Annotated in this window: 22 protein-coding genes; 11 read left to right on the top strand and 11 right to left on the bottom strand. The window is 64.7% G+C overall.

Annotated elements, in window-relative coordinates; genetic code table 11:
• Window positions 1–117 precede the first annotated feature (117 nt).
• The gene (locus QOL79_RS09360; RefSeq protein WP_283419418.1) at window positions 118–2,202 is read left to right on the top strand and encodes a M13 family metallopeptidase; all 2,085 of its coding nucleotides are present in this window, start codon (window positions 118–120) and stop codon (window positions 2,200–2,202) included.
• A gap of 17 nt (window positions 2,203–2,219) precedes the next feature.
• Here QOL79_RS09360 and QOL79_RS09355 read toward each other — a convergent pair whose 3' ends face one another.
• The 4 genes from QOL79_RS09355 to QOL79_RS09340 are packed head-to-tail and all read right to left on the bottom strand — an operon-like array spanning window position 2,220 to window position 4,426.
• Complete coding sequence (locus tag QOL79_RS09355) at window positions 2,220–2,498, bottom strand: hypothetical protein (protein ID WP_283419417.1); 279 nt, start codon at window positions 2,496–2,498, stop codon at window positions 2,220–2,222.
• Window positions 2,495–2,908, bottom strand: coding sequence for a VOC family protein (locus QOL79_RS09350; RefSeq protein ID WP_283419416.1), 414 nt, complete (start codon window positions 2,906–2,908; stop codon window positions 2,495–2,497). Before QOL79_RS09350 ends, QOL79_RS09355 begins: the two co-directional genes overlap by 4 nt.
• Before the next feature lies 1 nt (window position 2,909).
• A complete protein-coding gene (locus tag QOL79_RS09345; RefSeq protein ID WP_283419415.1) occupies window positions 2,910–3,260 on the bottom strand; it encodes a hypothetical protein in 351 nt (116 codons plus the stop codon).
• A complete protein-coding gene (locus tag QOL79_RS09340) occupies window positions 3,257–4,426 on the bottom strand; it encodes an isovaleryl-CoA dehydrogenase (RefSeq protein ID WP_283419414.1) in 1,170 nt (389 codons plus the stop codon). Before QOL79_RS09340 ends, QOL79_RS09345 begins: the two co-directional genes overlap by 4 nt.
• 100 nt (window positions 4,427–4,526) lie before the next feature.
• On the opposite strand from QOL79_RS09340, the gene QOL79_RS09335 reads away from it, so the two are divergent.
• The 5 genes from QOL79_RS09335 to QOL79_RS09315 all read left to right on the top strand — a co-directional run bounded on the left by QOL79_RS09335 (window position 4,527) and on the right by QOL79_RS09315 (window position 10,268).
• Window positions 4,527–5,423, top strand: coding sequence for a LysR family transcriptional regulator (locus tag QOL79_RS09335; protein WP_283419413.1), 897 nt, complete (start codon window positions 4,527–4,529; stop codon window positions 5,421–5,423).
• Between the two features lie 75 nt (window positions 5,424–5,498).
• A complete protein-coding gene (cysD, locus tag QOL79_RS09330; RefSeq protein ID WP_283419412.1) occupies window positions 5,499–6,404 on the top strand; it encodes a sulfate adenylyltransferase subunit CysD in 906 nt (301 codons plus the stop codon).
• Entirely contained in the window at window positions 6,404–8,305 is a 1,902-nt protein-coding gene (gene cysN / locus QOL79_RS09325; protein WP_283419411.1) for a sulfate adenylyltransferase subunit CysN, read from the top strand. Before cysD ends, cysN begins: the two co-directional genes overlap by 1 nt.
• Before the next feature lie 3 nt (window positions 8,306–8,308).
• On the top strand, window positions 8,309–9,058 hold the full coding sequence (locus tag QOL79_RS09320) for a 3'(2'),5'-bisphosphate nucleotidase CysQ (RefSeq protein ID WP_283419410.1): 750 nt from the start codon (window positions 8,309–8,311) through the stop codon (window positions 9,056–9,058).
• Between the two features lie 76 nt (window positions 9,059–9,134).
• Window positions 9,135–10,268, top strand: coding sequence for a zinc-binding dehydrogenase (locus tag QOL79_RS09315; protein WP_283419409.1), 1,134 nt, complete (start codon window positions 9,135–9,137; stop codon window positions 10,266–10,268).
• On the opposite strand, the gene QOL79_RS09310 is transcribed toward QOL79_RS09315, so the two are convergent.
• The gene (locus tag QOL79_RS09310; protein ID WP_283419408.1) at window positions 10,265–10,975 is read right to left on the bottom strand and encodes a helix-turn-helix transcriptional regulator; all 711 of its coding nucleotides are present in this window, start codon (window positions 10,973–10,975) and stop codon (window positions 10,265–10,267) included. The genes QOL79_RS09315 and QOL79_RS09310 overlap by 4 nt on opposite strands.
• Before the next feature lie 91 nt (window positions 10,976–11,066).
• On the opposite strand from QOL79_RS09310, the gene QOL79_RS09305 reads away from it, so the two are divergent.
• The gene (locus QOL79_RS09305; RefSeq protein ID WP_283419407.1) at window positions 11,067–11,804 is read left to right on the top strand and encodes a glutathione S-transferase C-terminal domain-containing protein; all 738 of its coding nucleotides are present in this window, start codon (window positions 11,067–11,069) and stop codon (window positions 11,802–11,804) included.
• 49 nt (window positions 11,805–11,853) lie between these two features.
• Here QOL79_RS09305 and QOL79_RS09300 read toward each other — a convergent pair whose 3' ends face one another.
• The 4 genes from QOL79_RS09300 to QOL79_RS09285 form a co-directional block, all read right to left on the bottom strand.
• Window positions 11,854–13,008: a cell wall hydrolase gene (locus QOL79_RS09300; RefSeq protein WP_282948132.1), complete on the bottom strand. Its 1,155-nt coding sequence runs from the start codon at window positions 13,006–13,008 to the stop codon at window positions 11,854–11,856.
• A 9-nt stretch (window positions 13,009–13,017) separates the two neighbouring features.
• Window positions 13,018–13,938 carry a cysteine synthase A gene (gene cysK / locus QOL79_RS09295; protein ID WP_204992853.1) on the bottom strand — a complete coding sequence of 307 codons (921 nt, stop codon included), beginning with the start codon at window positions 13,936–13,938 and terminating at the stop codon, window positions 13,018–13,020.
• Window positions 13,935–14,591: an RBBP9/YdeN family alpha/beta hydrolase gene (locus QOL79_RS09290; RefSeq protein WP_283419406.1), complete on the bottom strand. Its 657-nt coding sequence runs from the start codon at window positions 14,589–14,591 to the stop codon at window positions 13,935–13,937. Before QOL79_RS09290 ends, cysK begins: the two co-directional genes overlap by 4 nt.
• A 164-nt stretch (window positions 14,592–14,755) precedes the next feature.
• Window positions 14,756–16,066 carry an MFS transporter gene (locus QOL79_RS09285; RefSeq protein ID WP_283419405.1) on the bottom strand — a complete coding sequence of 437 codons (1,311 nt, stop codon included), beginning with the start codon at window positions 16,064–16,066 and terminating at the stop codon, window positions 14,756–14,758.
• Window positions 16,067–16,193: 127 nt separating this feature from the next.
• Here QOL79_RS09285 and QOL79_RS09280 point away from each other — a divergent pair, with 127 nt between their 5' ends.
• Genes QOL79_RS09280 through QOL79_RS09270 form a run of 3 tightly spaced genes read left to right on the top strand, consistent with a single transcriptional unit; the run spans window position 16,194 to window position 20,911 of the window.
• Complete coding sequence (locus QOL79_RS09280) at window positions 16,194–17,915, top strand: DUF885 domain-containing protein (protein WP_283419404.1); 1,722 nt, start codon at window positions 16,194–16,196, stop codon at window positions 17,913–17,915.
• A 54-nt stretch (window positions 17,916–17,969) separates the two neighbouring features.
• A complete protein-coding gene (locus tag QOL79_RS09275) occupies window positions 17,970–19,139 on the top strand; it encodes a TIR domain-containing protein (RefSeq protein WP_283419403.1) in 1,170 nt (389 codons plus the stop codon).
• The gene (locus QOL79_RS09270) at window positions 19,136–20,911 is read left to right on the top strand and encodes an adenylate/guanylate cyclase domain-containing protein (RefSeq protein ID WP_283419402.1); all 1,776 of its coding nucleotides are present in this window, start codon (window positions 19,136–19,138) and stop codon (window positions 20,909–20,911) included. The genes QOL79_RS09275 and QOL79_RS09270 overlap by 4 nt, the downstream gene beginning before the upstream one ends.
• Here QOL79_RS09270 and QOL79_RS09265 read toward each other — a convergent pair.
• Complete coding sequence (locus QOL79_RS09265; protein WP_283419401.1) at window positions 20,903–22,201, bottom strand: RsmB/NOP family class I SAM-dependent RNA methyltransferase; 1,299 nt, start codon at window positions 22,199–22,201, stop codon at window positions 20,903–20,905. The genes QOL79_RS09270 and QOL79_RS09265 overlap by 9 nt on opposite strands.
• Before the next feature lie 58 nt (window positions 22,202–22,259).
• Between QOL79_RS09265 and QOL79_RS09260 the strand changes: the two genes are divergently transcribed.
• Complete coding sequence (locus QOL79_RS09260; protein ID WP_058455818.1) at window positions 22,260–22,466, top strand: DUF1674 domain-containing protein; 207 nt, start codon at window positions 22,260–22,262, stop codon at window positions 22,464–22,466.
• A gap of 17 nt (window positions 22,467–22,483) precedes the next feature.
• On the opposite strand, the gene QOL79_RS09255 is transcribed toward QOL79_RS09260, so the two are convergent.
• Entirely contained in the window at window positions 22,484–23,026 is a 543-nt protein-coding gene (locus QOL79_RS09255) for a cytochrome b (protein ID WP_283419400.1), read from the bottom strand.
• Between the last annotated feature and the right edge of the window lie 5 nt (window positions 23,027–23,031).

Genomic DNA, 23,031 nt, shown 5'->3' with positions numbered 1-23,031 from the left:
GATTATCCTGCCGCTCGTCGACGAACAAGCACCACAGGCCGAAAATGGTTGGCATTGAAACCATCTGGCCACAGGCCTATGCCCGCCGCGCGCCCCCTGAAAAACAAGGTTAGTCCTATGAAAAAAACCGTCTTTGCCATTTTGCTCTCGACCGCCGCGATCGTCGCGGGGCCCGTCGCCTGTACGAAGGGCGACAAGGAAAGCGCCGCCTACACCGTCGGGACCGAGCTTGGCATCAGCAAGGCTGCGATGGATACCAGCGTCAAACCGGGCGACGACTTCTACGCCTATGCCAATGGCAACTGGCAGAAAACGACCGAAATCCCGGCTGATCGCTCGTCCACCGGCGCTTTCTACATCGCGTTCCTCGAAACCGAGAAGCGCACCCGCGAACTGGTCGACGCGATCGTCAAGAGCGGCGGCGACCCCACGACCGACGACGGCCGCATCGCCGCTTTCTACAAGGCCTACACCAACACCAAGGCGATCGACGCAGCGGGCATGAAGCCGGTCGAAGCCGATCTCGCCCGCTTTGCGGCGATCACCGACAAGGCGGGGCTGGCGAAAGTGCTGGGCGAACAGACGCGCGCCGACGTCGACCCGCTCAACGCCACCGACTTCGAAACCGAAAATCTGTTCGGCATTTTCGTGACGCAGGGTCTCGCGACGCCGGGCGCGGTCATTCCCTATGTCCTGCAGGGCGGCCTCGGTATGCCCGAGCGCGAATATTATTTGTCGGCCGACCCCAAAATGGCCGCGCTGCGCACGCAATATCAGGCCTATATCGCCAAGCTGCTGACCGCGGCGGGGCAGAGCGACGCCGAGGCGAAGGCGAAACGCATCTACGACCTCGAGGCCAAGATCGCAAAGGCGCACGCCAACCGCGCCGATAGCGAAGATTTCGCGAAGTCGGCGGGCGTCTGGACGAAGGCCGATTTCGCGAAGAAGGCGCCGGGGCTCGACTGGGATGCCTATTTCGCCGCCGCCGGCCTTGGCAATGCGCCGAAATTCGGCGCCTACCATGCCCGCGCGATCACCGGCCTGTCGGCGCTTGTGGCGTCTGAGCCACTCGATACGTGGAAGGACTGGCTGGCGTTCCACCAGATTAACTCGCACACCGACGTCCTGCCGTCGGCGCTCGATAAGGCGCATTTCGCCTTTTACGGGACGGCGCTTGCGGGCACGCCGGAGCAGCGCAGCCGCGACAAGCGCGCGCTCGACGCGCTGAACATCTATCTCGGCGACGCGGTCGGCCGCGTCTATGCCGAGAAATATTTCCCGGCCCCCGCGAAGGCCGAGGTCGGCGACATGGTGAAGGGGATCAAGGCGGCCTTCGCGAAGCGCGTCGAGACGATCGACTGGATGGCGCCCGAAACCAAGAAGGAAGCGATCAAGAAGGTCGAAACGATCGTCGTCGGCGTCGGCTATCCCGAAACCTGGCGCGACTATGGCCGCTACACGGTCAGCGCGACCGACGCCTATGCGAACATGGTCGCGGGCGAGAAGGCCGAATATGCGCACCAGCTCGCGAAGATAGGAAAGCCGCTCGACAAGGGCGAATGGTGGATGGTCCCGCAGACGGTCAATGCGGTGAACCTGCCGGTCCAGAATGCGCTCAATTTCCCCGCCGCGATCCTGCAGCCCCCCTTTTTCAATGCCAAGGCCGATCCGGCCTATAATTACGGCGCGATCGGCGCGGTCATTGGCCACGAGATCAGCCACAGCTTCGACAATAATGGTGCCGCGTTCGACGCAAGCGGCGCGCTCCGCAATTGGTGGACCGCTGCGGACCTTGCGAAGTTCAACGCCGCGGGTGCAGCGCTGGCCGCGCAGTACGACAACTACAAGCCGTTCCCCGACCTTGCCGTCAACGGCAAGCTCACGCTGGGCGAAAATATCGCCGACGTTGCCGGGCTCCAGGCGGCCTATGATGCGTACCGCGCGTCGCTGAACGGGCAGGAAGCGCCGGTGATCGACGGCTTCACCGGCGACCAGCGTTTCTTCATCGCCTATGCGCAGACCTGGGCGACGAAGATGCGCGACGAGGCGCTGCGCGCGCGCGTCGCGACCGACGGCCATGCGCCGGGCATGTACCGTGCGCTCACCGTCCGCAACCTCGATGCCTGGTACAAGGCGTTCGACGTCAAGGAAGGCGACAAGCTCTACCTCGCGCCCGACCAACGCGTGCGAGTCTGGGGTTGATCCGAAGGGGCGGGACGTCATGCTCCGCCCTCATTCCTTTTGGCAGGCTTCTTGCGGATCAGGTGGCTGTAAACGCCGACGAGATTGATGCAGAGCAGCGCAACATTCTGCCAGCCGATCCCCTCGCTGTCGGGTTGCAGGAATCCCCATGCGATCAGTGCAAGGCTGCTCGTCACGAAGATCACGAAGGCCCAGCCGGTCCACCGCTCGCCGAGATTGAGCGAGACAAGCAGCGCCGCGAGCGTCGAGGCGGCGGCGCCATAATATTGCAGCGCGTCGAGCAGGGGATCGCTCATATGCCCGTGGCCCCGAACACGAATTCCAGCTTCAGTCCGTCGGGGTCAGCGAAGAAGACGGCGTAATAGGTAGGTCCGTAGCGCGGATAGTCGGCAGGCGCATCGAGCACGGTCGCATCGATGCTGCGCAGCAAATCGTGGAGTGCATCGACATCGTCGCGGCTTTCGGCGGTCCATGCAAGGTGATGAAGCCCCGGAGAGTAGCGATCGTGTGGCCGCTCCGCACCTGCGCCGCGTGCCTCCAGAATCCCGATCGAATGGAAGGGCTCGCCTTCGCGGTCCCAGTCGCTGCCATGGTCATAATCGGCCGCACGGCGATAGCCGAGGAAGCCAAGCACCGCGTCGTAGAAGACACGCGACCGCTCCTTGTCGGTAACCGTGAGGTCGATGTGGTGGATGAGCCCGCGCATACTAAGCCAACGCGCCGATGACTGCGAAGATGCCTGAGGCGGTCAGGAGCGGCCAGCCGATATGTTTGCCGCGGGTGTAGATAGCGTCGAAAAGTCCGGTCGCGATCCACGCTACGCCAATCAGCAGGATAAGATCGCGCGGTGTGCCGGTCCAGATGACCGCCGCCGCCGACACCAGCATCAGCACCGACAGCGCATGCCACGCCAGCCGGAACACCCTGCGCGCCAGATCGATGCCCATCACGCCCTGATCGAGCGTCATCAGCGGCCGGATCAGCCGCCGTTCGCCCAGAAAGCCGTGAACCGCGGCCGTCGACGCCATGCAGGCGGCCGACAGCCAGAGCCAGATCACGCGCCGGCGCCGATCAGCTCACGGCCGATCAGCATGCGGCGGATTTCATTCGTGCCCGCGCCGATGTCGAGCAGCTTGGCATCGCGCCAGTAACGCTCGACCGGCCAGTCCTTCGTGTACCCCGCGCCGCCGAGCGCCTGGATCGCCTCGCCCGCGACCTTCACCGCATTCTCACTTGCGAGCAGGATCGCCCCCGCGGCGTCGAAGCGCGTCGTCTGGCCCGCGTCGCATGCCTTGGCGACGTTGTAGACATAGGAGCGCGCCGACTGGAGCATGACATACATGTCGGCGACCTTCGCCTGCATCAGCTGGAACGAGCCGATCGGTTTGCCGAACTGCTTGCGCTCGCGAACATAGGGTATGACCGTATCGAGGCACGCCTGCATGATGCCGAGCTGAAGCCCGGCGAGCACGACGCGTTCATAGTCGAGCCCCGACATCAGCACGCCGACGCCGCCATTTTCGGGCCCCATAACCTGTTCTTCGCTCACCTCGCAGTCGGTGAAGACCAGCTCGGCGGTCGGCGATCCGCGCATCCCCACCTTGTCGATCTTCTGTCCGATGCTGAAACCCGGCATATCCTTCTCGATCAGGAATGCCGTGATCCCGCGCGACCCGGCGTCGGGGCTGGTTTTTGCATAGACAACCAGCGTGTCCGCATAGGTTGCGTTAGTGATCCAGAACTTCGTGCCGTTGAGGACATAGCCGCCCTGGACCCTGTCGGCCTTCAGCTTCATCGAAACGACGTCGCTGCCGGCGCCGGCTTCGGACATCGCGAGGCTGCCGACATACTCGCCGCTGATCAGCTTGGGCAGATATTTCGCCTTCTGCTCGGCATTGCCCCAGCGGCGGATTTGGTTGACGCAAAGATTCGAATGCGCGCCATACGACAAGCCGATCGCGGCGCTCGCGCGGCTGACTTCCTCGACCGCGATCACATGTTCGAGATAGCCGAGGCCGAGCCCGCCATATTCTTCCTCGACGGTTATTCCGTGCAGCCCGAGCGCGCCCATCTGCGTCCACAGCTCGTCGCGCGGGAACCAGTCCTCGGCATCGGCCTTGGCCGCGAGCGGCGCGATCTGTTCGTCGGCGAAGCGGGCGGTGGTGTCGCGGATCATGTCGGCGGTCTCGCCGAGCGCAAAATCGAAATCGGGGGTGGCGCGCATGAGCATCCCTTCGGTCAGGGGCGGAACATGACCCGGTTGTGCCTCAAAGCTTCTTCATATGAAAATTGAAACTTCACACGTTTAGGCATAAACAAAATTTATGATAAAGCGTTCGCACATCCGCCAGTTCCTCGCTGTCGTCGACGCGGGCAGCTTTACGCGCGCGGCGCAGCAAATCCGCGTCACCCAGCCGGCGCTGTCGACCGGCGTGGCCGACCTCGAACGCCTTGTCGGCGCGCCGCTCTTCATCCGTAACCGCCGCCAGATCCGCCTTACCGAAGCCGGAGGCCGCTTCCTGCCGATCGCGCGCGACCTTGAGCGGGGCTTTCGTACCGCCGACGGCTTCGGTCGGGTCGAAGAGAGCGACAAGCCGGTGCTGAGGCTCGGGACGATCCGCTCGGTGCCCGGCGAGTTTCTCCAAGCCGTCGCGGCCTTGCTGTCGCGCGACTTCGCATTGGAGATCGGCGAGAACAGCGATTCCGAACTCCGCGCAGCCCTTCACGGCGGTCGCCTCAACATGGCGCTCGTCCCGCTGCGGTCGGGCGAGCGCGGCGCTAATGTCATTTCACTGTACGAGGAACCGATGGCGATGTTCGTCGGGACGGGTCATCCATTGGCGGGGCAGGATGTGGTCTCGCCCGAGGAGCTGGCGCCCGAGACGATGATCGCGCGCCGCTCGTGCGAGTTTCTCGACGCGACGAGCCGCTTCTTCACCCGCCACCGCGTCCGACCGCGCTTCGCGCTCCGCAGCGACAGCGACGACCGCTGCCTGCGCATGGTCGCGGCGGGCGTCGGGATCACGACCGCGCCCGTTTCGCTGGCGATCGACGGTGTTGTTGCAATCAAGGTCAGGGGCTACGGCTTCCGCCGCGAACTGGGCCTCGTCATCGATCCCGCGTGGCGTGCCCAGCCCGAGATGGAGCAACGTCTTTCACGTGCTCTTCCGCCCATCCAACGCACCGCCGCCGAATGGCAGGAGGCGAAGGTCAATGGCTGAGCTTTCAAGTCTGGCTTGCCCCCCCGAAAGGCCATACAGCTTGATCACCCTCTGCCGGGGCGGCAAGGGCGGGGCATGACCGAAACACTGACCCATCTCGACCGGCTCGAGGCCGAGAGCATCCACATCATGCGCGAAGTGATGGCCGATGCGGCGAAGCCGGTGATGCTGTATTCCGTGGGCAAGGACAGCGCGGTGATGCTCCATCTCGCGCGCAAGGCCTTCTATCCCTCGCCGCCGCCATTCCCTTTGCTCCATGTCGACACGACGTGGAAATTCAAGGCGATGTACGAGCTTCGCGACCGCATGGCTACCGAGAGCGGCATGGAGCTCATCGTCTATCAGAACCCCGAGGCGAAGGCGCGCGGGATCAACCCGTTCGACCACGGCCCGCTGCACACCGATATGTGGAAGACCGAAGGTCTCAAACAGGCGCTCGACCTTCACGGTTTCGATGTCGCTTTCGGCGGTGCCCGCCGCGACGAGGAAAAGAGCCGTGCGAAGGAACGCATCTTTTCCTTCCGTACCGCGACCCACGGCTGGGACCCAAAGAAGCAGCGGCCCGAGCTTTGGAACCTCTACAACGCCCGCAAGGCCAAGGGAGAGAGCATCCGCGTCTTCCCGATCTCGAACTGGACCGAGCTCGACATCTGGCAATATATCGCGCGCGAAAATATCCCGATCGTACCGCTCTATTTTGCCGCGCCGCGCCCGACGGTGACACGCGACGGCCTGCTGCTGATGGTCGACGACGACCGCTTCCCGCTCGAGGATGGCGAGGTTCCGGTAGAACGTTCGGTGCGCTTCCGCACCCTCGGCTGCTACCCGTTGACGGGCGCGGTCGAAAGCGAGGCGACGACGCTTTCCGAAGTGATCCAGGAAATGCTGCTGACCACTACCAGCGAACGGCAAGGCCGCATCATCGACAAGGATGGCGGTGACGCCTCGATGGAAAAGAAGAAGCAGGAGGGGTACTTCTGATGACCGATCCTGTTTACGTCACCGACGCGCTCATCGCCGAGGATATCGACGCCTATCTCGCGGCTCACGAAAGAAAGTCGTTGCTGCGCTTCATCACCTGCGGGTCGGTCGACGACGGAAAGTCGACCTTGATCGGCCGGCTGCTCTACGACAGCAAGATGATCTTCGAGGACCAGCTCGCCGCGCTCGAAGCCGACAGCAAGCGCGTCGGCACGCAGGGGCAGGAGATCGACTTCGCGTTGCTTGTCGACGGCCTCGCCGCCGAGCGCGAGCAGGGAATCACGATCGACGTCGCCTACCGCTTTTTCACGACCGAGAAGCGCAAGTTCATTGTCGCCGACACGCCGGGGCACGAGCAGTATACGCGCAACATGGTCACGGGCGCCTCGACCGCCGACCTTGCCGTCATCCTGATCGACGCGCGCAAGGGCGTGCTGACGCAGACGCGGCGGCACAGCTTCCTCGCGCACCTGCTCGGGATCCGGCACATCGTGCTGGCGGTGAACAAGATGGACCTTGTCGGGTACGACAAGGCCGTCTTCGATCGCATCACGCTCGCCTACCGCGCGTTCGCGAGCGAGATCGGGATCACCCATTTCACAGCGATCCCGATCTCGGGGTTCAAGGGTGACAATATCACGGCGCTTTCGGCCAATACGCCCTGGTTCAAGGGCCCGGTGCTGATCGAGCATCTTGAGACGGTCGAGGTTGGCGAAGCCGCCGACGGCGCAAAGCCGTTCCGTATGCCGGTGCAATGGGTCAACCGCCCGAACCTCGATTTCCGCGGCTTCTCGGGCCAACTCGCGAGCGGGACCGTCAAGCCCGGCGATTCGGTGCGCATTCTGCCCAGCGGCAAGACCACGACCATCGACCGCATCGTCACGCTCGACGGCGATCTTGGCGAGGCCGTCTCCGGCCAGTCCGTAACACTGACGTTCGCGGACGAGGTCGACTGCTCGCGCGGCGATGTGATCGCGGCAGCCGATAATCCGCCCGAAGCGGCCGACCAGTTCGAGGCGACGCTCGTCTGGATGGCCGACGAGGCGATGATCGCGGGCCGTGCCTATTGGCTGAAGCTTGGGACGCAGACGGTCTCGGCGACTATCCAGCAGCCGAAGTACGAGATCAACGTCAACACGCTCGACCATCTGGCGGCAAAGACGCTCGACCTCAACGGCATCGGCGTCGTCGAACTGTCGACCGACAAGCCGATCGTTTTCGAAGCTTATGCGGACAACCATACGCTCGGCGGCTTCATCCTGATCGACAAGCTCACCAACGCCACCGTCGCGGCGGGGATGCTGCACTTCAGCCTTCGCCGCGCGCAGAATGTCCATTGGCAGGCGACCGACATCAGCCGCGAGATGCGCGCGGACCTAAAGAACCAGAAGCCCGCCTTGCTCTGGTTCACCGGCCTCTCGGGTTCGGGCAAGTCGACAATCGCCAACCTCGTCGAGAAGAAGCTGCACCGGATGAACCGCCACAGCTTCCTGCTCGACGGCGACAATGTCCGCCACGGCCTCAACCGCGACCTCGGCTTCACCGAGGCCGACCGGATCGAGAATATTCGCCGCGTCGGAGAGGTGGCGAAGCTGATGACCGACGCGGGGCTCATCGTCATCACCGCGTTCATCAGCCCGTTCAAGGCCGAGCGCGACATGGTGCGCTCGATGCTTCCCGAAGGCGAGTTCCTCGAAATCTTCATCGACACGCCGCTCGCCGAAGCCGAGAAGCGCGACGTGAAGGGCCTCTACAAAAAGGCGCGCGCCGGCCAGCTCAAGAATTTCACCGGCATCGACAGCCCTTATGAGGCACCCGAGCAGCCCGAAATCCGGATCGATACGACCACGATGACGCCGGATGAAGCTGCAGCCATGATCATCGATCGCTTGCTGGGATAGAGTATGATTGTGGGGGAAACGGACGAACAGCTGGCCGAACGGCTCGCGAATGCCGCGGGTGGGATCTTGCTCGACCTTCAGGCATCTGGCGAGTTCGTCGACAGCGCGCTCGGCAAGGTCGGCGACGCTCGGGCGAACGCCATGCTGATGGACGAACTCCGCGCCGCGCGCACCGACGACGCGATCCTGTCCGAGGAAGAAAAGGATAATGTTGCGCGCTGCGGCGTCAGCCGCGCGTGGATCGTCGATCCGCTTGATGGCACGCGCGAATATAGCGAGGGACGCAGCGACTGGGCGGTGCATGTCGCGCTTGCGGTCGACGGAGTACCGACGGTGGGCGCAGTGGCGCTGCCCGGTCTCGGTCTGACGCTCACCTCGGGATCGCCGAAGCCGCTCGCGCCCGCCAATGTTCCGCTCAGGATGCTGGTCAGCCGCACCCGGCCCGCCGCCGAAGCCGTCTATGTCGCGGAGAAGATGGGCGCCGAGCTGCTCGCTATGGGATCGGCGGGAGCGAAGGCCATGGCGGTCGTGCTTGGGCAGGCCGACATCTATCTGCACACCGGTGGGCAGTATGAATGGGACAATTGCGCGCCCGCGGCCGTCGCCATCGCCGCTGGTCTTCACGTCAGCCGCGCCGACGGTTCGCCGCTCGTCTATAATTGCGCGGACCCGTATCTCCCCGACCTGCTGATCTGCCGGCAAGAACTGGCCGACGAAGTACTGCGGTTCGCCGCGGAATATTCGCCGGGTTGATCTTCCGGGCATTGCCAGTTGAGCCGCCGCGCCCTAGTTCGGTTGCATCGAAAAACCGAACAACGGGAGATGCGCGATGACCGATTTGCCCACCACCAACACCGTCATGCTGACCCTGGTGAAGCCCGAAGGGCAGCTCGAGGTCTATTTCGAGCGCCGCCCGATGCCCGAGCCCAAGCCGCACGAGGTGCTGGTGAAGGTGCTCGCCACGCCGATCAACCCGTCCGACCTCGGCCTGCTCTTCGGCGGCGCCGACATGACGACTGCGCGCGCGGGTGAGCGCGATGGCCTCCCGATGATCACCGCCGACGTTCCGCCCGCGGGAATGCGGGCGATGGGTGGGCGCATCGGCGATGCGCTGGCGATCGGCAACGAAGGCTGCGGCGTCGTGGTCAAGGCCGGCGACTCGCCCGAAGCACAAGCACTCGTCGGCAAGACCGTCGCGCTGCTCGGCGGCGAGATGTACGCCGAATATCGCTGCCTTCCCGTTCAGATGACGATGCCGCTGCCCGACGGCACCGACCCGGTCGACGGCGCCTCCTGCTTCGTCAACCCGCTTACCAGCCTGGCCTTCACCGAAACGATGCGGATGGAGAACCACAGCGCGATCGTCCATACCGCCGCGGCGTCGAACCTCGGCCAGATGCTCGTCAAGATTTGCGCGAAGGACGGCATTCCGCTCGTCAACATCGTGCGCAGCGATGCCCAGGTCGACATCCTCAAAGGCATCGGCGCGCAGCATGTCGTCAACAGCAGCGCCGACGACTTCATGGATCGCCTCGTCGATGCGATCGCCGAGACCGGCGCCACGATCGGTTTCGACGCGACCGGCGGCGGCAAGCTGGCGGGGCAGATACTGACCGCTATGGAAGCTGCGGCGGTGCGCAAGATGACGACCTACAGCCGCTATGGTTCGGACACGTTCAAGCAGGTCTATATCTATGGCGCGCTCGACCTGTCGCCGACGACCTTCTCGGCGCGCAGTTTCGGCCTGACCTGGGGGCTTGGCGGCTTCCTGCTCACGCCGTTCATGGCGAAGGCAGGGATGGAAACGGTGGGGCGGATGCGGAAGCGCGTCGTCGACGAGCTGACGACGACCTTCAAAAGTCATTACAGCCACGAAATCTCGCTGACCGAAGCGCTCGATGTGGATACGGCGCAGGCTTACAATGCGAAGCGCACCGGCGAGAAATATCTGATCCGGCCTTAAGTCCTGTCGTCGGCGCACTCGTGACGGCGTCGGCGCTGGTGCGCCTCCCATCGCGAGCGCAGCCGTGCGAAGGGCTCGGGGATACGCTCGTCGATCCGCTCGACGCGTTGCATCCGGTCTGTCCTGAAATGGCGGAATGTCCCGCGCAATTCGCAGTGCGCGGTGAGAAGGCGGACCTCGTCCTGATAGCCGATGACGATCGGCCATAGCACGCGTTCGGTGGCACGACCTTCGACGTCGGCGTAGGCGATCGCCAGCTTGCGCCGGTCGCGGATCGCCGCGCGCACGACCGACACGTCGTGGCCGTCCTGATGGCCGTCACGGATGGGGAAGGGCGCAATCGCGGGGTCGATGATCGCGGTGCGAAGATGGTCGGGGACGGCAGCCGACAGCTTGGCGACCAGATCGCGGGCGCCGCGGGCGAGCGCTTCGTCTCCGCGCTGCGCGACCCACGCCGCGCCGAGCGCGGCGGCTTCGAGCTCGTCGACCGTCAGCATTAGCGGCGGCATGTCGAACTCGCTGTCGATAACATAGCCGGTGCCGGCCTCACCGCGGATCGGGACGCGCTGCGCCAATAGTTCGGCCATGTCGCGGTAGAGAGTGCGCAGCGACACTTCGAATTGTTCCGCCAGCAAATGACCCGCCACAGGGCGCCGCGCGGTGCGCAGCGTCTGGATGATGCCGAAAAGTCGTTCCGTCCGTCGCATGCGGCGATCCTGCCGAACCTATGCTGACATCATGCTGTCAGTAGTCATTCGATATAGACCCGATGTCCTTTTGAAAAGCAGGAGACGAGCCATGACGACGCTATTCGGATGGGGGCCGATGTTCGGCTGCCATAGCCCCAGCCCCTTTGTGATGAAGGCCGACATCCACCTTCAGATGTTCGGCATGCCGTTCGATCGCGCGATCGCCGATCTGGATAGCGTGGCCAAACACAAGGCGCCCTATGTGGAAGACGATGGACGCATCATCGAGGATTCGACCTTCATTCGCCTGCATTTCGAAGCCAAGCTGGGTGCCGACCTCGATCATGGACTGAGCGCGGAGCAAAGGGCGATCGCAGCTGCCGCCGAACGAATGTTCGAGGATCGGCTCACCGCGATCGTCGGTCACGAACGCTGGCTCGAAGGCGACAATTTCGAGCGCGGCCCGGCCGCCTTCTTCGGCGCGGTTCCCGAACCGGTGCGCGCCGCTGTCATCGCCGAAACGCGCGAGCGGGTCCGCACCGGATACGAGATCAGCGGGATCGGGCGCCACAGCCGCGCCGAGCGGATGCAGCTTGCGCGGCGCGACATAGACGCGGCGGCCGCCTTGCTCGGCGACAAGGCGTTTTTCCTCGCCGACTACCCGACGGCCATCGACGGCATCGCCTATGGCGCGCTGTCGGCCTGCACGGCGCCGATCTTCGACACCGAACTCAAGAGTCTGGTTGCGGCGCACAGCAATCTCGGCGCCTATTTCAAGCGAATGGAGGCTCGTTTCTTCTCCGAAGACCGTTGGCCTTCGATGATGCCGCAGGCCGAAGCCGCTTGAGGAAAACGAACGGTCGCGTGCCGAGCCCGCGACCGTTCGTTTCGCGCTATCAGCGCTTCATGCACTGGCGCGTGTCGTCGCGCTTATATTCGCTGCAATTCCACAGCGCCTTCTCGAACCCCGCCTTGTCGTCGCGGAGGTAGGAAAAGGTCATTGCCGATCGCTGCATGTCGCTCATCGCGTCGCTGTCGGGCTTCAGCATCGGGTTGGTCCAGCCCATGAATTTGCAATAGGGCTTCTCGCCGCAGAGCCTAAGCGCGGTCGTCACAAAGCTCTCGGGCGTCGCGCGGCGGTCGAGCGAAACATAGATGGTGTCGCGTCCGGCCTTCTCGCCCGCGCCGGGGACGAGCTTGGCCTCGCCGACGGCAGCGTTGGCATCGACGCCGGCCAGTTCGACCGGCGGCAGCGTTCCGATCGCCAGCGCGTGCGCGGGCGACAGCGCCGCCATCTTGGCGATTCCGGCGTCGTTGCCCGACACCAGACCGCGAAACGCGCCGGATGTGCCCCAGAAGCCCGGCCAGCGGAAGAAGAGGTGCGTATCGACGATCGCGATCTTCTCCAGGCTGTCGCTCCAATAGGGGCGCACCCAGTCGGTGTGATAATGCGTCGCTAGCCCGACCTTGGGATAGGTCGTCCCCGACAGCATCATCTCCGCATTTGCCTGCGCGCGCGCCCAGGCGGCATCCGAATAACGCCGACTCAGCGCGCCGTCGCAGGTGAAGGTAAACTGGCAGCCTGTCGTGCGTTCCGATCCCTGGAACACGACGCCGCAGATCGACTTGGGAAAGGCGGGATGGCGCGCGCGGTTGATGACGACCTGGCCGACCGCCTGCTGGCCCTTCGCATCATCGCCGGCCTCATAGAGCATCGCTGCGGCAAGGCAGTCGCGCGCGCGGGCGCGGCCGTCGCCGCTACCGGCGTAGATGAAAGGGCGCGCAGCAACGAAACCCTTGGTGATGAGAGGAATTTCGGCGTTCTGCGCCTTGGCGTCGGCCACGGTGACCGGCGCCAATTCGACCGGCGCCACCTCGGGAACGACGTCGGCGGGCGGAGCGATCGGATGCGGGCGTGCGCCATGCTTGCCCGCCCCCGGGTGGCTGCTCGCGTAGAGGACGGTAACGATCGCCACGACCATCATCAGGACGAACAACCAGCCCGTCCAGTCGCGCCGCAGGGGCATCGCCTGTTCGCCTTCACCGCGCATCAGAGGAGGTCAGATTTCGGGCAGGAAATCGGGAACCGACAGATAGCGCTCGCCGGTGTCGTAGTTGAAGCCGAGTACGCGCGTACCGGGGGGGAGTTCTGCCAGCTTTTGCTGGATAGCAGCGAGCGTCGCGCCCGACGAGATGCCGACGAGCATCCCCTCCTCGGTCGCAGCGCGGCGCGCGAAATCCTTCGCGGCGGCGGCATCGACCTTGATCACGCCGTCGAGCAGGTCGGTGTGCAGGTTGCGCGGGATGAAGCCGGCGCCGATGCCCTGAATGGGGTGCGGGGCAGGCTGGCCGCCCGAGATCACCGGCGAAGCCTCAGGTTCCACGGCGAAGACCTTCAGGTTCGGCCAGTGCTGTTTCAGGAATTGCGCGGTGCCGGTGATATGGCCGCCGGTACCGACGCCGGTGATCAGTACGTCGATCGGCGTGTCCTTGAAATCGGCGAGGATCTCGGGCCCCGTCGTGCGGACGTGAACGTCGATATTCGCTTCATTCTCGAATTGCTGCGGCATCCAAGCGCCGGGGGTCGTCTCGACGAGTTCGATCGCGCGCTCGATCGCACCCTTCATGCCCTTTTCGCGCGGCGTCAGGTCGAAGGTCGCGCCGTAAGCCAGCATCAGCCGGCGGCGCTCGATCGACATGCTCTCGGGCATGACGAGGACGAGCTTGTAGCCCTTGACCGCGGCCGCCATCGCCAGGCCGATGCCGGTGTTCCCCGACGTCGGCTCGACGATGGTGCCGCCTTCCTTCAGGCTGCCGTCGCGTTCGGCGGCCTCGATCATGGCGAGGCCAATACGATCCTTGATCGACCCGCCGGGGTTGCTGCGTTCCGACTTTACCCAGACTTCGGCGTCGGGGAACAGCTTGGCCACGCGGATGTGCGGGGTGTTCCCGATGGTCTCCAGGATCGAATTGGCTTTCATGATCGATGCGCTCTTTCTTTATACTCGAACCGCGGGTCGAGACGGACCCGGTTCGGCCAGTCCCCGGCGCGCAGCCACTGGGTCTCGTCGGCCAGGGCGGGCAGCGGCGCGGGTTGTAACGAGGCGAGCAGATACTGTCCATAAGGCCAGTCGCCGATCCCCGAATCCGCGTTGATGTGACCGAACGGCCCGGCGTTGACGAAGCGCGCATCCCATTGCCGCGACAGGCGCCAGACATGCGGCGTCTTCGCATAAGGATCGTTGTCGCTCGCGACCACGATCATCGGCGTGCGCGAGGTGAAGCTCGGCGCGTCACCGAAGCCAAAGACGCGGTTTTCGTGCCGCAGGCGCGACAGTTCGGGCGGCGCGACGAGCAGCGCCCCTGCAATGCGAGTGCGCGTCAGCGCGCTGGTCGCGGCAAACCAGTGGGCGAAGGCATGGCAGCCGAGGCTGTGTGCGGCAATAAGGACGGGCTCGCCTTCGGCCTCTATCGCTTCGTCGATACGCTTGACCCATTCGTCTTTGTCGGGGTTCGACCATCGACCGAGATCGACTCGCTCGCAGTCGGCGAACTTATGCTCCCAAAGGCTTTGCCAATGCGTTGGACCGCTGTTGTGCAGGCCCGGAATCGTAAGGATTTTGTGGCGTATCATTGCATTGGGCATGTCGGGTTCTCCATCGAAAGGAGGGAAGGGGAACCGCGGTGACGGGTGCAATCGAAATAACTCAACTATTTTAGTTGGCAATAAATTTGTGGCGAAAGGAAGGCAGTTTGCGACGAGCCGATTTCGTCCTTTCGGGCGGCCGCGAAAATGCGTCAGCCGGCCTGCTTGAACTGTGGCTCGAAGGTCTTGGCGCGGCCCAGCTCGGGGAAGAGCCAAGTCCAGAGTGCGGTCACTCCCACCGCTGCGGCGCCGCCGACGACGACGGCGCTGACGGGGCCGAGCGCGGCCGCCATCGCGCCCGCGCGCATTTCGCCGAGTTCGTTCGACGCCGATATGGCGAGGCCCGACGCTGCGCTGACGCGGCCGCGCATATGATCGGGGGTGTTGAGCTGGATCAGCGTCCCGCGCACGAAGACCGAGAACATGTCGGCGGCCCCGAGCAGGACAAGCATGCCGAGCGAAAGCAGGAGGCTGGTCGACAGGCCGAAGGCCACTGTGGCGAGGCCGAACACCACGACTGCCCACAGCATCTTCACGCCGACGTTGCGTTCGATCGGCCGAAACGAGAGTCCCAGCGCCACAACCGCCGCGCCCAAGGCGGGGGCCGCGCGCAGCAGCCCGAGCCCTTCCGAGCCGACATGCAGGATGTCGCGCGCATAGACGGGCAGCATTGCGGTCGCACCCGACAGGATCACCGCGAACAGGTCGAGCGTGATCGTACCGAGCAGGAAGCGCTCCATCCATACGAACTTCAGGCCGTCGAGCATCTCGCGCAGAGGATGACGGCGCACCTCGACGGGCGGTGGCAGCACAGGGCGGACGCGGCTGATTGTGAACGCCGAGACGGCGAGGAGGATGGCTGCGAAGATATAAACCGACGTCGGACGGGCAGCATAGATCAAGCCGCCGACTGCGGGGCCGATAACGGAAGCTGATTGCCAGGCGATGCTGCTCATCGCGATCGCGCGCGGCAGCACCGCGGGCGGAACGATATTTGGCGCGATTGCGCTCATCGCGGGGCCCGAAAAGACGCGCGCCACCCCATGCAGCGCAGCAAGGCCGAACAGCAGCGGCAGCGTCAGCCCGCCGGCCCATGTGAACCAACCGAGTGTGGCTGCGATCGTGATGTCGATCAGGTTCGAGAAGATCGCGACGCTGCGGCGCTCGAACCGATCGGCCGCCCAACCCGCGACCGGCGTCAGCAGCGCAAGCGGGACGAATTGCACGAGCCCGAGCAGTCCGAGCTGGAACGACGCCTCCCTGATCGACATGCCATAGTCGGTGCGCGCGGTGTCATAGAGCTGGTATCCGATCACGACGACCATCGCGATCGTTGCCATCACCGCGGTGAAGCGCGCCGCCCAATAATAGCGGTAATCGGGAAAGCTGAGCGGGGAGGCGGCTCTCGGCGTCGATTCCGGCATCACCGGTTCGTCGCCGTCGGGAGGGAGTATCGTTGCCATCGCCCTCCGCCCTATCGGAGAATTCGCAGGTGTCCAGTCGCCCTTGCCGATGCCGTTCGTCGATTTGCGGATGTCATCGACCGATCATGGTGGCACTAAACGCTCATCGATTGAGGGAGATCATCGAATGACGCGTAAATTTGCCCGTTTTGGCGGCGCCGCGATGGCTGCGACGCTGCTGGTCCTGACCGCCTGCAACGCATCGGAAAAAGCGCCTGCATCGGGATCGGGTGCGAAGACCTGGACCGAGTTCCGCGATAATTTTCTCGCGGGCTATTTCCCGCTCAACCCCAATTTCGCGGTCTATCAGGGCAAGCACGAATTCGACGGCAAGCTCCCCGACTGGTCGCCCGAGGGGCTCAACAAACAGATCGCTTTCCTCGAAAAGACGATCGCCGATGCCAAGGCGTTCGACGGCGACATGACAGATGCGGAAAAGTTCGAACGCGATTACCTTGTCCACGTGGCGCAGGGCCAACTCTTCTTCCTGAAGGACGCCGATTTCCCGCACAAGAACCCGGCTTTTTATGTCGGCCAGCTCGATCCCAACGTCTATATCGCTCGCCCCTATGCCGACGCGACGACGCGGATGAAGGCCTTCATCGCCTATGCCCAGAAAGTTCCGGCGGCGGCCGAGCAGATCAAGGCGAATATCAAGCTGCCGTTGCCCGCAACCTTCGTCAAATATGGCACGGCAGGCTTCGGCGGGTTCGCCGACTATTACACCGGCGACGCCAAGAAGGCGTTCGCCGAGGTCAAGGACCCCGAACTTCAGAAGCAGTTCGACGACGCAGCCGCGAAGGCCGCCGCGTCGATGAAGGATCTCGCCGCCTATATCGGGTCGAAACCCGGCACGGCCTACGGCTATGCGATCGGCGCCGACAAGTTCGCCAAGATGATCCTGACCAACGAAGCGGTCGACACGCCGCTGGATGAGCTTGAACGCATCGGACAAGCTGACCTCAAGCGCAATCAGGACGCGCTGAAAGCCGCCTGCGCGACCTATGCGGCAGGGATGACGATCGCCGATTGCATGAAGAAGATGAATTCGGACAAGCCCGCCGACGGTCCGGTCGCCGAAGCGCGGCGCCAACTCCCGACGCTGCGCGCCTTTCTCGTCGAGAAGGATCTTGTCTCGATCCCCGGCACCGAACAGGCGCAGGTCGAGGAATCACCGCCCTACAATCGGCAGAACAGTGCCTATATCGACATTCCGGGGCCGTATGAAAAAGGCCTGCCGTCGGTCTATTATATCTCGCCGCCCGATCCGAGCTGGGACAAGGCGACGCAGGATGCTTTCGTTCCCGGCAAGAAGGATCTGCTCTTCACCTCGGCGCACGAGGTGTGGCCGGGGCATTTCCTGAACTTCCTGCACTCGAACCGCGCGGAGAGCATCTTCGGCAAACTGTTCGTCGGCTACGCCTTCGCCGAAGGCTGGGCGCATTATACCGAGGAGATGATGTGGGATGCAGGGCTCGGCAACGGCGACCCTGAAACGCACATCGGCCAGCTCTCGAACGCGCTGCTCCGCGATTGCCGCTATCTCTCGGCGATCGGGTTGCACACCAAGGGCATGACTGTCGCGGACAGCGAAAAGCTGTTCAAGGAACAATGCTATCAGGATGACGGCAACGCGAAGCAGCAGGCGGCGCGCGGCACCTACGATCCGCTCTACCTCAACTACACCATGGGTAAGCTGATGATCCGCAAGCTCCGCGACGACTGGACGAAAGGCGACCGGACGAAGTGGAAAGCCTTTCACGATGAATTCCTGTCCTATGGCGGCCCGCCGATCCCGATGGTGCGCGCGGCGATGATGAAGGAGGATACGCCGAAGGCGGTCTTGTGAGGCTGGCGAATCGACGGACCCGCGGCTAGCCTCCCCGAAACAGGGGGCTAGCCGATGGTCGACGTCTTCATTTCCTACTCGCGCGACAACAAGGCGCGCGTCGCGCAGATCGCGCAGGCGGTCTCTGCCGCCGGCTATGCTGTGTGGTGGGACGCCGAATTGCCGCCGCATCGCTCCTATGGCGATGTCATCACAGAAAAGATCGGCAGCGCAAAGGCCGCGATCGTCGTCTGGTCGCACCAGTCGGCGCAGTCCGAATGGGTCCGCGCCGAAGCCGACGTCGCACGCAACCAGAAGAAGCTGGTGCAGACGGCGATCGACGATGTCATGCCGCCGCTCCCCTTCAACCAGATCCAGTTCGCCGAGCTCGCCGACTGGAACGGCGAGCCCGATCATCGCGGCTGGCGCAAGGTGCTCATGAGCCTCGAAGAACTGTGCGGGCGTGAAGCCGCGCCAGCAGCGGCGGCACCCGTATCTCCGACCCCGCCCGAGCCGCCGAGGCCGGCCCCGAACAACTGGCCGGCGCAACCCGCCGCCCGGAAGCCGTCCTTCCTGCCCTGGGCGCTGCTCGGTGTCGCCGTGATCGCCGTTGCGCTACTCGCCTGGAAGCTCCTCCAGCCGCCACCGGCACCCGCGGCGGCTTCGACCCCGACCGAAAAAACGGCGGCTGCTGAAAATGCGGAGGCAGCCCCCGCGCCGGATGCATCAGCGCCGGCCGAAGCCTTCACGCTTGCCGCGGTGATCGACGATCCCGACGGGTTCACGAACATCCGCTCGGGGCAAGGAACGCAGACAAAAATCGTCGGCAAGATACTCGAGGGCGAGAAATTCCTGACCTATAGGCAGTCCGGCCAGTGGTGGCGCGTGCGCAAGGCCGACGGCACCACCGGCTTCATGTTCCGCAAATATATCCGATTGGTCGAAGGTGGGGTGGTGTCGGCATCCGAAGGCTATGAATGGAAGCTGGATGGGCCAGTGGTTATCGCCGACTCCTCGACACGCGAGCTGACGCCTGCGGATGCTGCGTCGCTGACGAAGCAACAAGCCCGTTTGGCGCGGAACGAAATATTTGCGCGAAAGGGGCTTCGTTTCAAAGATCCCCAGCTACGGGAGGTATTCGGTCGCTACGCCTGGTACAGGCCGACCTCCGACGTGGTAGAACTGTCGCCGATCGAGAAGGCGAATGTCGCGATGCTGAAATCGGCCGAAGACGCGGCGCAATGACCGATTGCGCCGCTGTGGAGGTGGAAGTCGCGCACCGCTTGGCCCAGGGCGACGCGCTCAGCGCCTTCGATTGCGCGGCAGCTTCGCGCCGTGACGGGATCGAGAGTCCGCGCCTCCGTTACCTGATGGTTCGCGCGCTCGCAGCGTCGGGCGACAGCCTTGGCGCGATGCACCTCTACGAGCAACTCGACCTGGCGGCGACGGGCGACGTCGATAGTCTCGCGCTCGCCGGACGGATATGGAAGGACGAGGCGTTCGATCATGAGGGCGCCGAACGGGCGTTGTTTCTTCGCAAAGCCGCAGCGGCTTACGAGAATGCGTTCAAGAGGTCGGGTGCCGACTTTCCGGCGATCAATGCCGCAAGCCTTTATGCGATGCTCGGCGAACGCGAGCGCGCGGCCGCGCTGGCGGGTCCGATCGCGGCCAATGGCGCGTCCGACAATTATTGGGATCGGGCGACGCTCGTCGAGGCGTTGTTGCTGCTCGGCCGCGGTGAGGAAGCGCTGGCCCATGCCGCCGCGGCCGCCGCCGACGCGCAGGCGGCTCCGCGGGCAGGGGATCGCGCTTCGACCTGCCGCCAGATCGCGCGACTCGCTGCAAGCGGTGCGATCGACACCACCCAGACGGCTGCAATCGTCGCCTTGCTGCGCCCGCCGCCCGTCGGCGTCTATTGCGGACGCATGTTTCGCGCGGGCGGCGAAGGCGAAGCACGTGCCGCGCGCGCGATCGCCGAAGCGCTCGATACGCAGCCGCTCTCTGCGCTGATCGGCCCGCTCGCGTGCGGGGCCGACATATTGTTCGCCGAAGCGGCGCTCGATCGCGGCATCGATCTCACGATCGTGCTGCCTTTTGCTGAGGATGATTTCATCGCCCAATCCGTGCAATCGGGGGGCGAGGCGTGGGTGCCACGCTATCTTCGCTGCCGCGACGGAGCAGCGATGGTCCATTTCGCGAGCAACGCGCGCTATGTCAGCGACGATTGCCAGTTCATTCTCGGCTCGCACACCGCGATGGGCCTCGCGAAGCTCCGGGCGCGCGAGCTCGAAACCGAGGCGATCCAGCTCGCCGTGGTCGATCCCGAATTCGCCGCGCGATCGGGGGCCGAGATTGCCGGGACGAACGCCGATGTCGCGCTGTGGCGCGGCAGGGGCGAGCGGACGCTCACCATCCCCGTCGGCAACCTTGACCGCAATCTCGACTTTCCTCCAGCCCCCAAACCACCCGAAGGGACGCAGCGGGGACTTTACGCGATTCTCTTTGCGGACTTCGCCGGCTTCTCGAAACTCGGCGAGGCCGAGCTTCCGGTATTCGCGGCCGAGGTGATGGGCGGGATCGGGCGCATCCTGGACGATTTCGGCAACGCGGTACTGTTCCGCAACACCTGGGGCGATGCTGTTTACGCGGTAATCGACAATCCCGCGACCGCCTCGCGAATCGCGCTCGCGATGCAGGAACGGCTCGACGTCCTGCCGCCTGGCCTCGGCCTCGAAGGGCACAAGGCCGGGATGCGGACCGGCATCCATTTCGGCCCGATCTATCGCGGCGTCGATCCCGTCGTCGGCAACGAGCTGTGGTACGGTACCGAAGTCACACGCACCGCGCGGATCGAACCCGTCACGCTGGTCGGGCAGGTTTATTGCACCCAGCCCCTCGCGGCGATGCTGGCGCTCGAAAATGCGCGCGATTTCGACTGCGACTATGTCGGCAAGGTCCGCCTGGCCAAGGATTATGGCGAACTGGCGCTCTATCGCCTCTCGCGCCGCTCAGCCTGACGGCGCGCGGAGGCGGGCTACGAAAAAGCCGTCGAGCCCGCCGACATCGGCCAGCATCCCCGGAAGCGTGCGGACGAAGCCGCTCGGGTCGGGAATGATGCCGCCAGGGAGTTCGTTGGCGAGGACGGGGGCGACGGCCCAGCCCGGGTGATCGGCGAGGAAGGCCGCGATCCGCTCCTCCCCCTCGGCGCGTTCGAGCGAGCAGGTCGCATAGACGAGGATTCCACCGGGCCTCAACCAGTGCGCCGCGCGGTCGAGCAGCGCCGCCTGCAACTCGGCCATGTCCGCAATCTGGCGCGCTTCGATGCGATGCAGCACGTCGGGATGGCGGCGAAAAATTCCGGTCGCCGAGCAAGGCACGTCGAGCAGGATCGCATCGGCGGGCGTCTCGGGTTCCCAGACGCGAACGTCGCCCTGCACGACCTGCGCCGTCAGGCCGGTTCGGTCCAGATTGTCGGAAAGCCGCCCAAGCCGCTTGGCGCTCGCATCGACGGCGACGACGTCCCAGCCCGCCGCGGCAAGCTGCATCGTCTTGCCGCCGGGCGCCGCGCAGAGGTCGAGGACACGCCGGCCGTCGCCCTTTCCCAGCAGGCGCGCGGGCAGGCTGGCCGCAAGATCCTGCACCCACCAGCCGCCTTCGCCATAGCCGGGCAGGCTCTCGACCGCTCGCCCGCGAGCGAGGCGGAGATGGTTCGGCGCGAGTGCGACCCCATCGCTCCACTTGTCGGACGGGGGCTCGGCCGCGAAGCTCAAGTCGATCGGCGGCGGCGCGCTCCACGCCTTGGCCGCGGCGTCGGCAACTCCATCCCCCCACTGCGCCGCCCAACGCGCGGCAACGTCATGCGGCAGGCTCGCCCGGTCGGGCAGAGCCCATTCTTCCTGCTGCGCGCGCGACAGCAGTGCATGCACCAGCCGCCGCGGCCCACCGGCAACGAGCGGCAGCGCCGTCGAAACCACAGCGTGCGGCGAGCTTTTCAGCAGAAGCATCTGCGCCAGCGCGATGCGCAGCACCGCGCGCGACTTCACGTCGTCGGGTAATTGCTGCGCCGTCGCGCCATCGATCAGCGCGTCGATGTCGACCATCCATCGCAGCGCTTCGGACACGATCGCGATCGCAAAGGCGCGATCGGCGCCGCCGAGCCCCTGCGTCGCGGCATGCGCGGCGATGTCGAGCGGATCGCCGCGACGCAGGATCGCATCGATCAGACGCAGCGCGGCACGGCGCGGCGCTGTGCCGGGCGGGTCGGGCTCATTCGCTCCGCGCCGACGCTGGGGGCGCCGGTCAGCCATGCGGCTGGCCATAGTTGTTGTTGGCGACGGACATAGGAAAGCCTATGTTGCGGCCATCATGGCCGACAACAGCAAATCGATGATGGGTGACACGCCGCGCGCGACGAAACGCCCCGCGCATGTAAAGCCCCCCGAAGGCTGGACGAACGACCCCGTTCCAGCGCCCGAACCCCTGCTCGAGGACAAGGCCGAGGACCAGCCGGGCGGACGCAACCCGGTGCGTTACGGCGATTGGGAGCTCAAGGGGCTTGCAATCGATTTCTGAATCACCGGCTGCAACGGTCAAAAGGGATTCATCCGCGAAAGAAGCCGATCACGGTCGATGAACTGATGCTTCAGCGCCGCCGCGATATGCAGGACGACCAGCACAAGCATCGTCAGACCCAGCATCTCGTGCCGTTCATGCAGGACATCGGCGAGTTGCTTGTCGGGTCCGACGATCGCGGGAATGGTGAACAGTCCGAAGAAATCGATCGGACGATCCGCCGCCGACATCCAGACCCAACCCGACAGGGGCAGCAGGATCAGCAGCACATAGAAAAAGAAGTGCGCGAAGCGGGTCGCCCGGCGTTCCCACGCGCGCATCGTTTCGGGTAGCGGCGGCACCTTGTTAACCAGCCGCCACAGGATGCGGACCAGCGTCAGCGCCAATATCGCCATGCCGAGCGCCTTGTGCGCGCCCATCGCAGCACGATGGACGTCGCGCGGCAGACCTTCGGTCAGCATCGCCAGACAGATGTTTGCGATCACCGCGAGGCCGATGAGCCAGTGCAGCCCTATGGCCACCGTCGAATAGCGCGATCGGGCGTTGTCGATGGTGGCCATAGACA

The sequence above is a fragment of the Sphingopyxis sp. Geo48 genome (assembly GCF_949769155.1).
GTDB lineage: Bacteria > Pseudomonadota > Alphaproteobacteria > Sphingomonadales > Sphingomonadaceae > Sphingopyxis.
This window is presented reverse-complemented; position numbering and strand designations above follow the sequence as displayed.

What these genes read in the sequence shown, in the direction of transcription:
- QOL79_RS09260 (WP_058455818.1), top strand. Translation starts at nt 22,260, where the DNA reads ATGGCCGACAACAGCAAATCGATGATGGGTGACACGCCGCGCGCGACG.
- QOL79_RS09360 (WP_283419418.1), top strand. Translation starts at nt 118, where the DNA reads ATGAAAAAAACCGTCTTTGCCATTTTGCTCTCGACCGCCGCGATCGTC.
- QOL79_RS09305 (WP_283419407.1), top strand. Translation starts at nt 11,067, where the DNA reads ATGACGACGCTATTCGGATGGGGGCCGATGTTCGGCTGCCATAGCCCC.
- QOL79_RS09285 (WP_283419405.1), bottom strand. Translation starts at nt 16,066, where the DNA reads ATGGCAACGATACTCCCTCCCGACGGCGACGAACCGGTGATGCCGGAA.
- QOL79_RS09255 (WP_283419400.1), bottom strand. Translation starts at nt 23,026, where the DNA reads ATGGCCACCATCGACAACGCCCGATCGCGCTATTCGACGGTGGCCATA.
- QOL79_RS09300 (WP_282948132.1), bottom strand. Translation starts at nt 13,008, where the DNA reads ATGCGCGGTGAAGGCGAACAGGCGATGCCCCTGCGGCGCGACTGGACG.
- QOL79_RS09320 (WP_283419410.1), top strand. Translation starts at nt 8,309, where the DNA reads ATGATTGTGGGGGAAACGGACGAACAGCTGGCCGAACGGCTCGCGAAT.
- QOL79_RS09350 (WP_283419416.1), bottom strand. Translation starts at nt 2,908, where the DNA reads ATGCGCGGGCTCATCCACCACATCGACCTCACGGTTACCGACAAGGAG.
- QOL79_RS09290 (WP_283419406.1), bottom strand. Translation starts at nt 14,591, where the DNA reads ATGATACGCCACAAAATCCTTACGATTCCGGGCCTGCACAACAGCGGT.
- QOL79_RS09355 (WP_283419417.1), bottom strand. Translation starts at nt 2,498, where the DNA reads ATGAGCGATCCCCTGCTCGACGCGCTGCAATATTATGGCGCCGCCGCC.
- QOL79_RS09265 (WP_283419401.1), bottom strand. Translation starts at nt 22,201, where the DNA reads ATGGCTGACCGGCGCCCCCAGCGTCGGCGCGGAGCGAATGAGCCCGAC.
- QOL79_RS09275 (WP_283419403.1), top strand. Translation starts at nt 17,970, where the DNA reads ATGGTCGACGTCTTCATTTCCTACTCGCGCGACAACAAGGCGCGCGTC.
- QOL79_RS09335 (WP_283419413.1), top strand. Translation starts at nt 4,527, where the DNA reads ATGATAAAGCGTTCGCACATCCGCCAGTTCCTCGCTGTCGTCGACGCG.
- cysN (WP_283419411.1), top strand. Translation starts at nt 6,404, where the DNA reads ATGACCGATCCTGTTTACGTCACCGACGCGCTCATCGCCGAGGATATC.
- cysD (WP_283419412.1), top strand. Translation starts at nt 5,499, where the DNA reads ATGACCGAAACACTGACCCATCTCGACCGGCTCGAGGCCGAGAGCATC.
- cysK (WP_204992853.1), bottom strand. Translation starts at nt 13,938, where the DNA reads ATGAAAGCCAATTCGATCCTGGAGACCATCGGGAACACCCCGCACATC.
- QOL79_RS09310 (WP_283419408.1), bottom strand. Translation starts at nt 10,975, where the DNA reads ATGCGACGGACGGAACGACTTTTCGGCATCATCCAGACGCTGCGCACC.
- QOL79_RS09270 (WP_283419402.1), top strand. Translation starts at nt 19,136, where the DNA reads ATGACCGATTGCGCCGCTGTGGAGGTGGAAGTCGCGCACCGCTTGGCC.
- QOL79_RS09280 (WP_283419404.1), top strand. Translation starts at nt 16,194, where the DNA reads ATGACGCGTAAATTTGCCCGTTTTGGCGGCGCCGCGATGGCTGCGACG.
- QOL79_RS09340 (WP_283419414.1), bottom strand. Translation starts at nt 4,426, where the DNA reads ATGCGCGCCACCCCCGATTTCGATTTTGCGCTCGGCGAGACCGCCGAC.
- QOL79_RS09315 (WP_283419409.1), top strand. Translation starts at nt 9,135, where the DNA reads ATGACCGATTTGCCCACCACCAACACCGTCATGCTGACCCTGGTGAAG.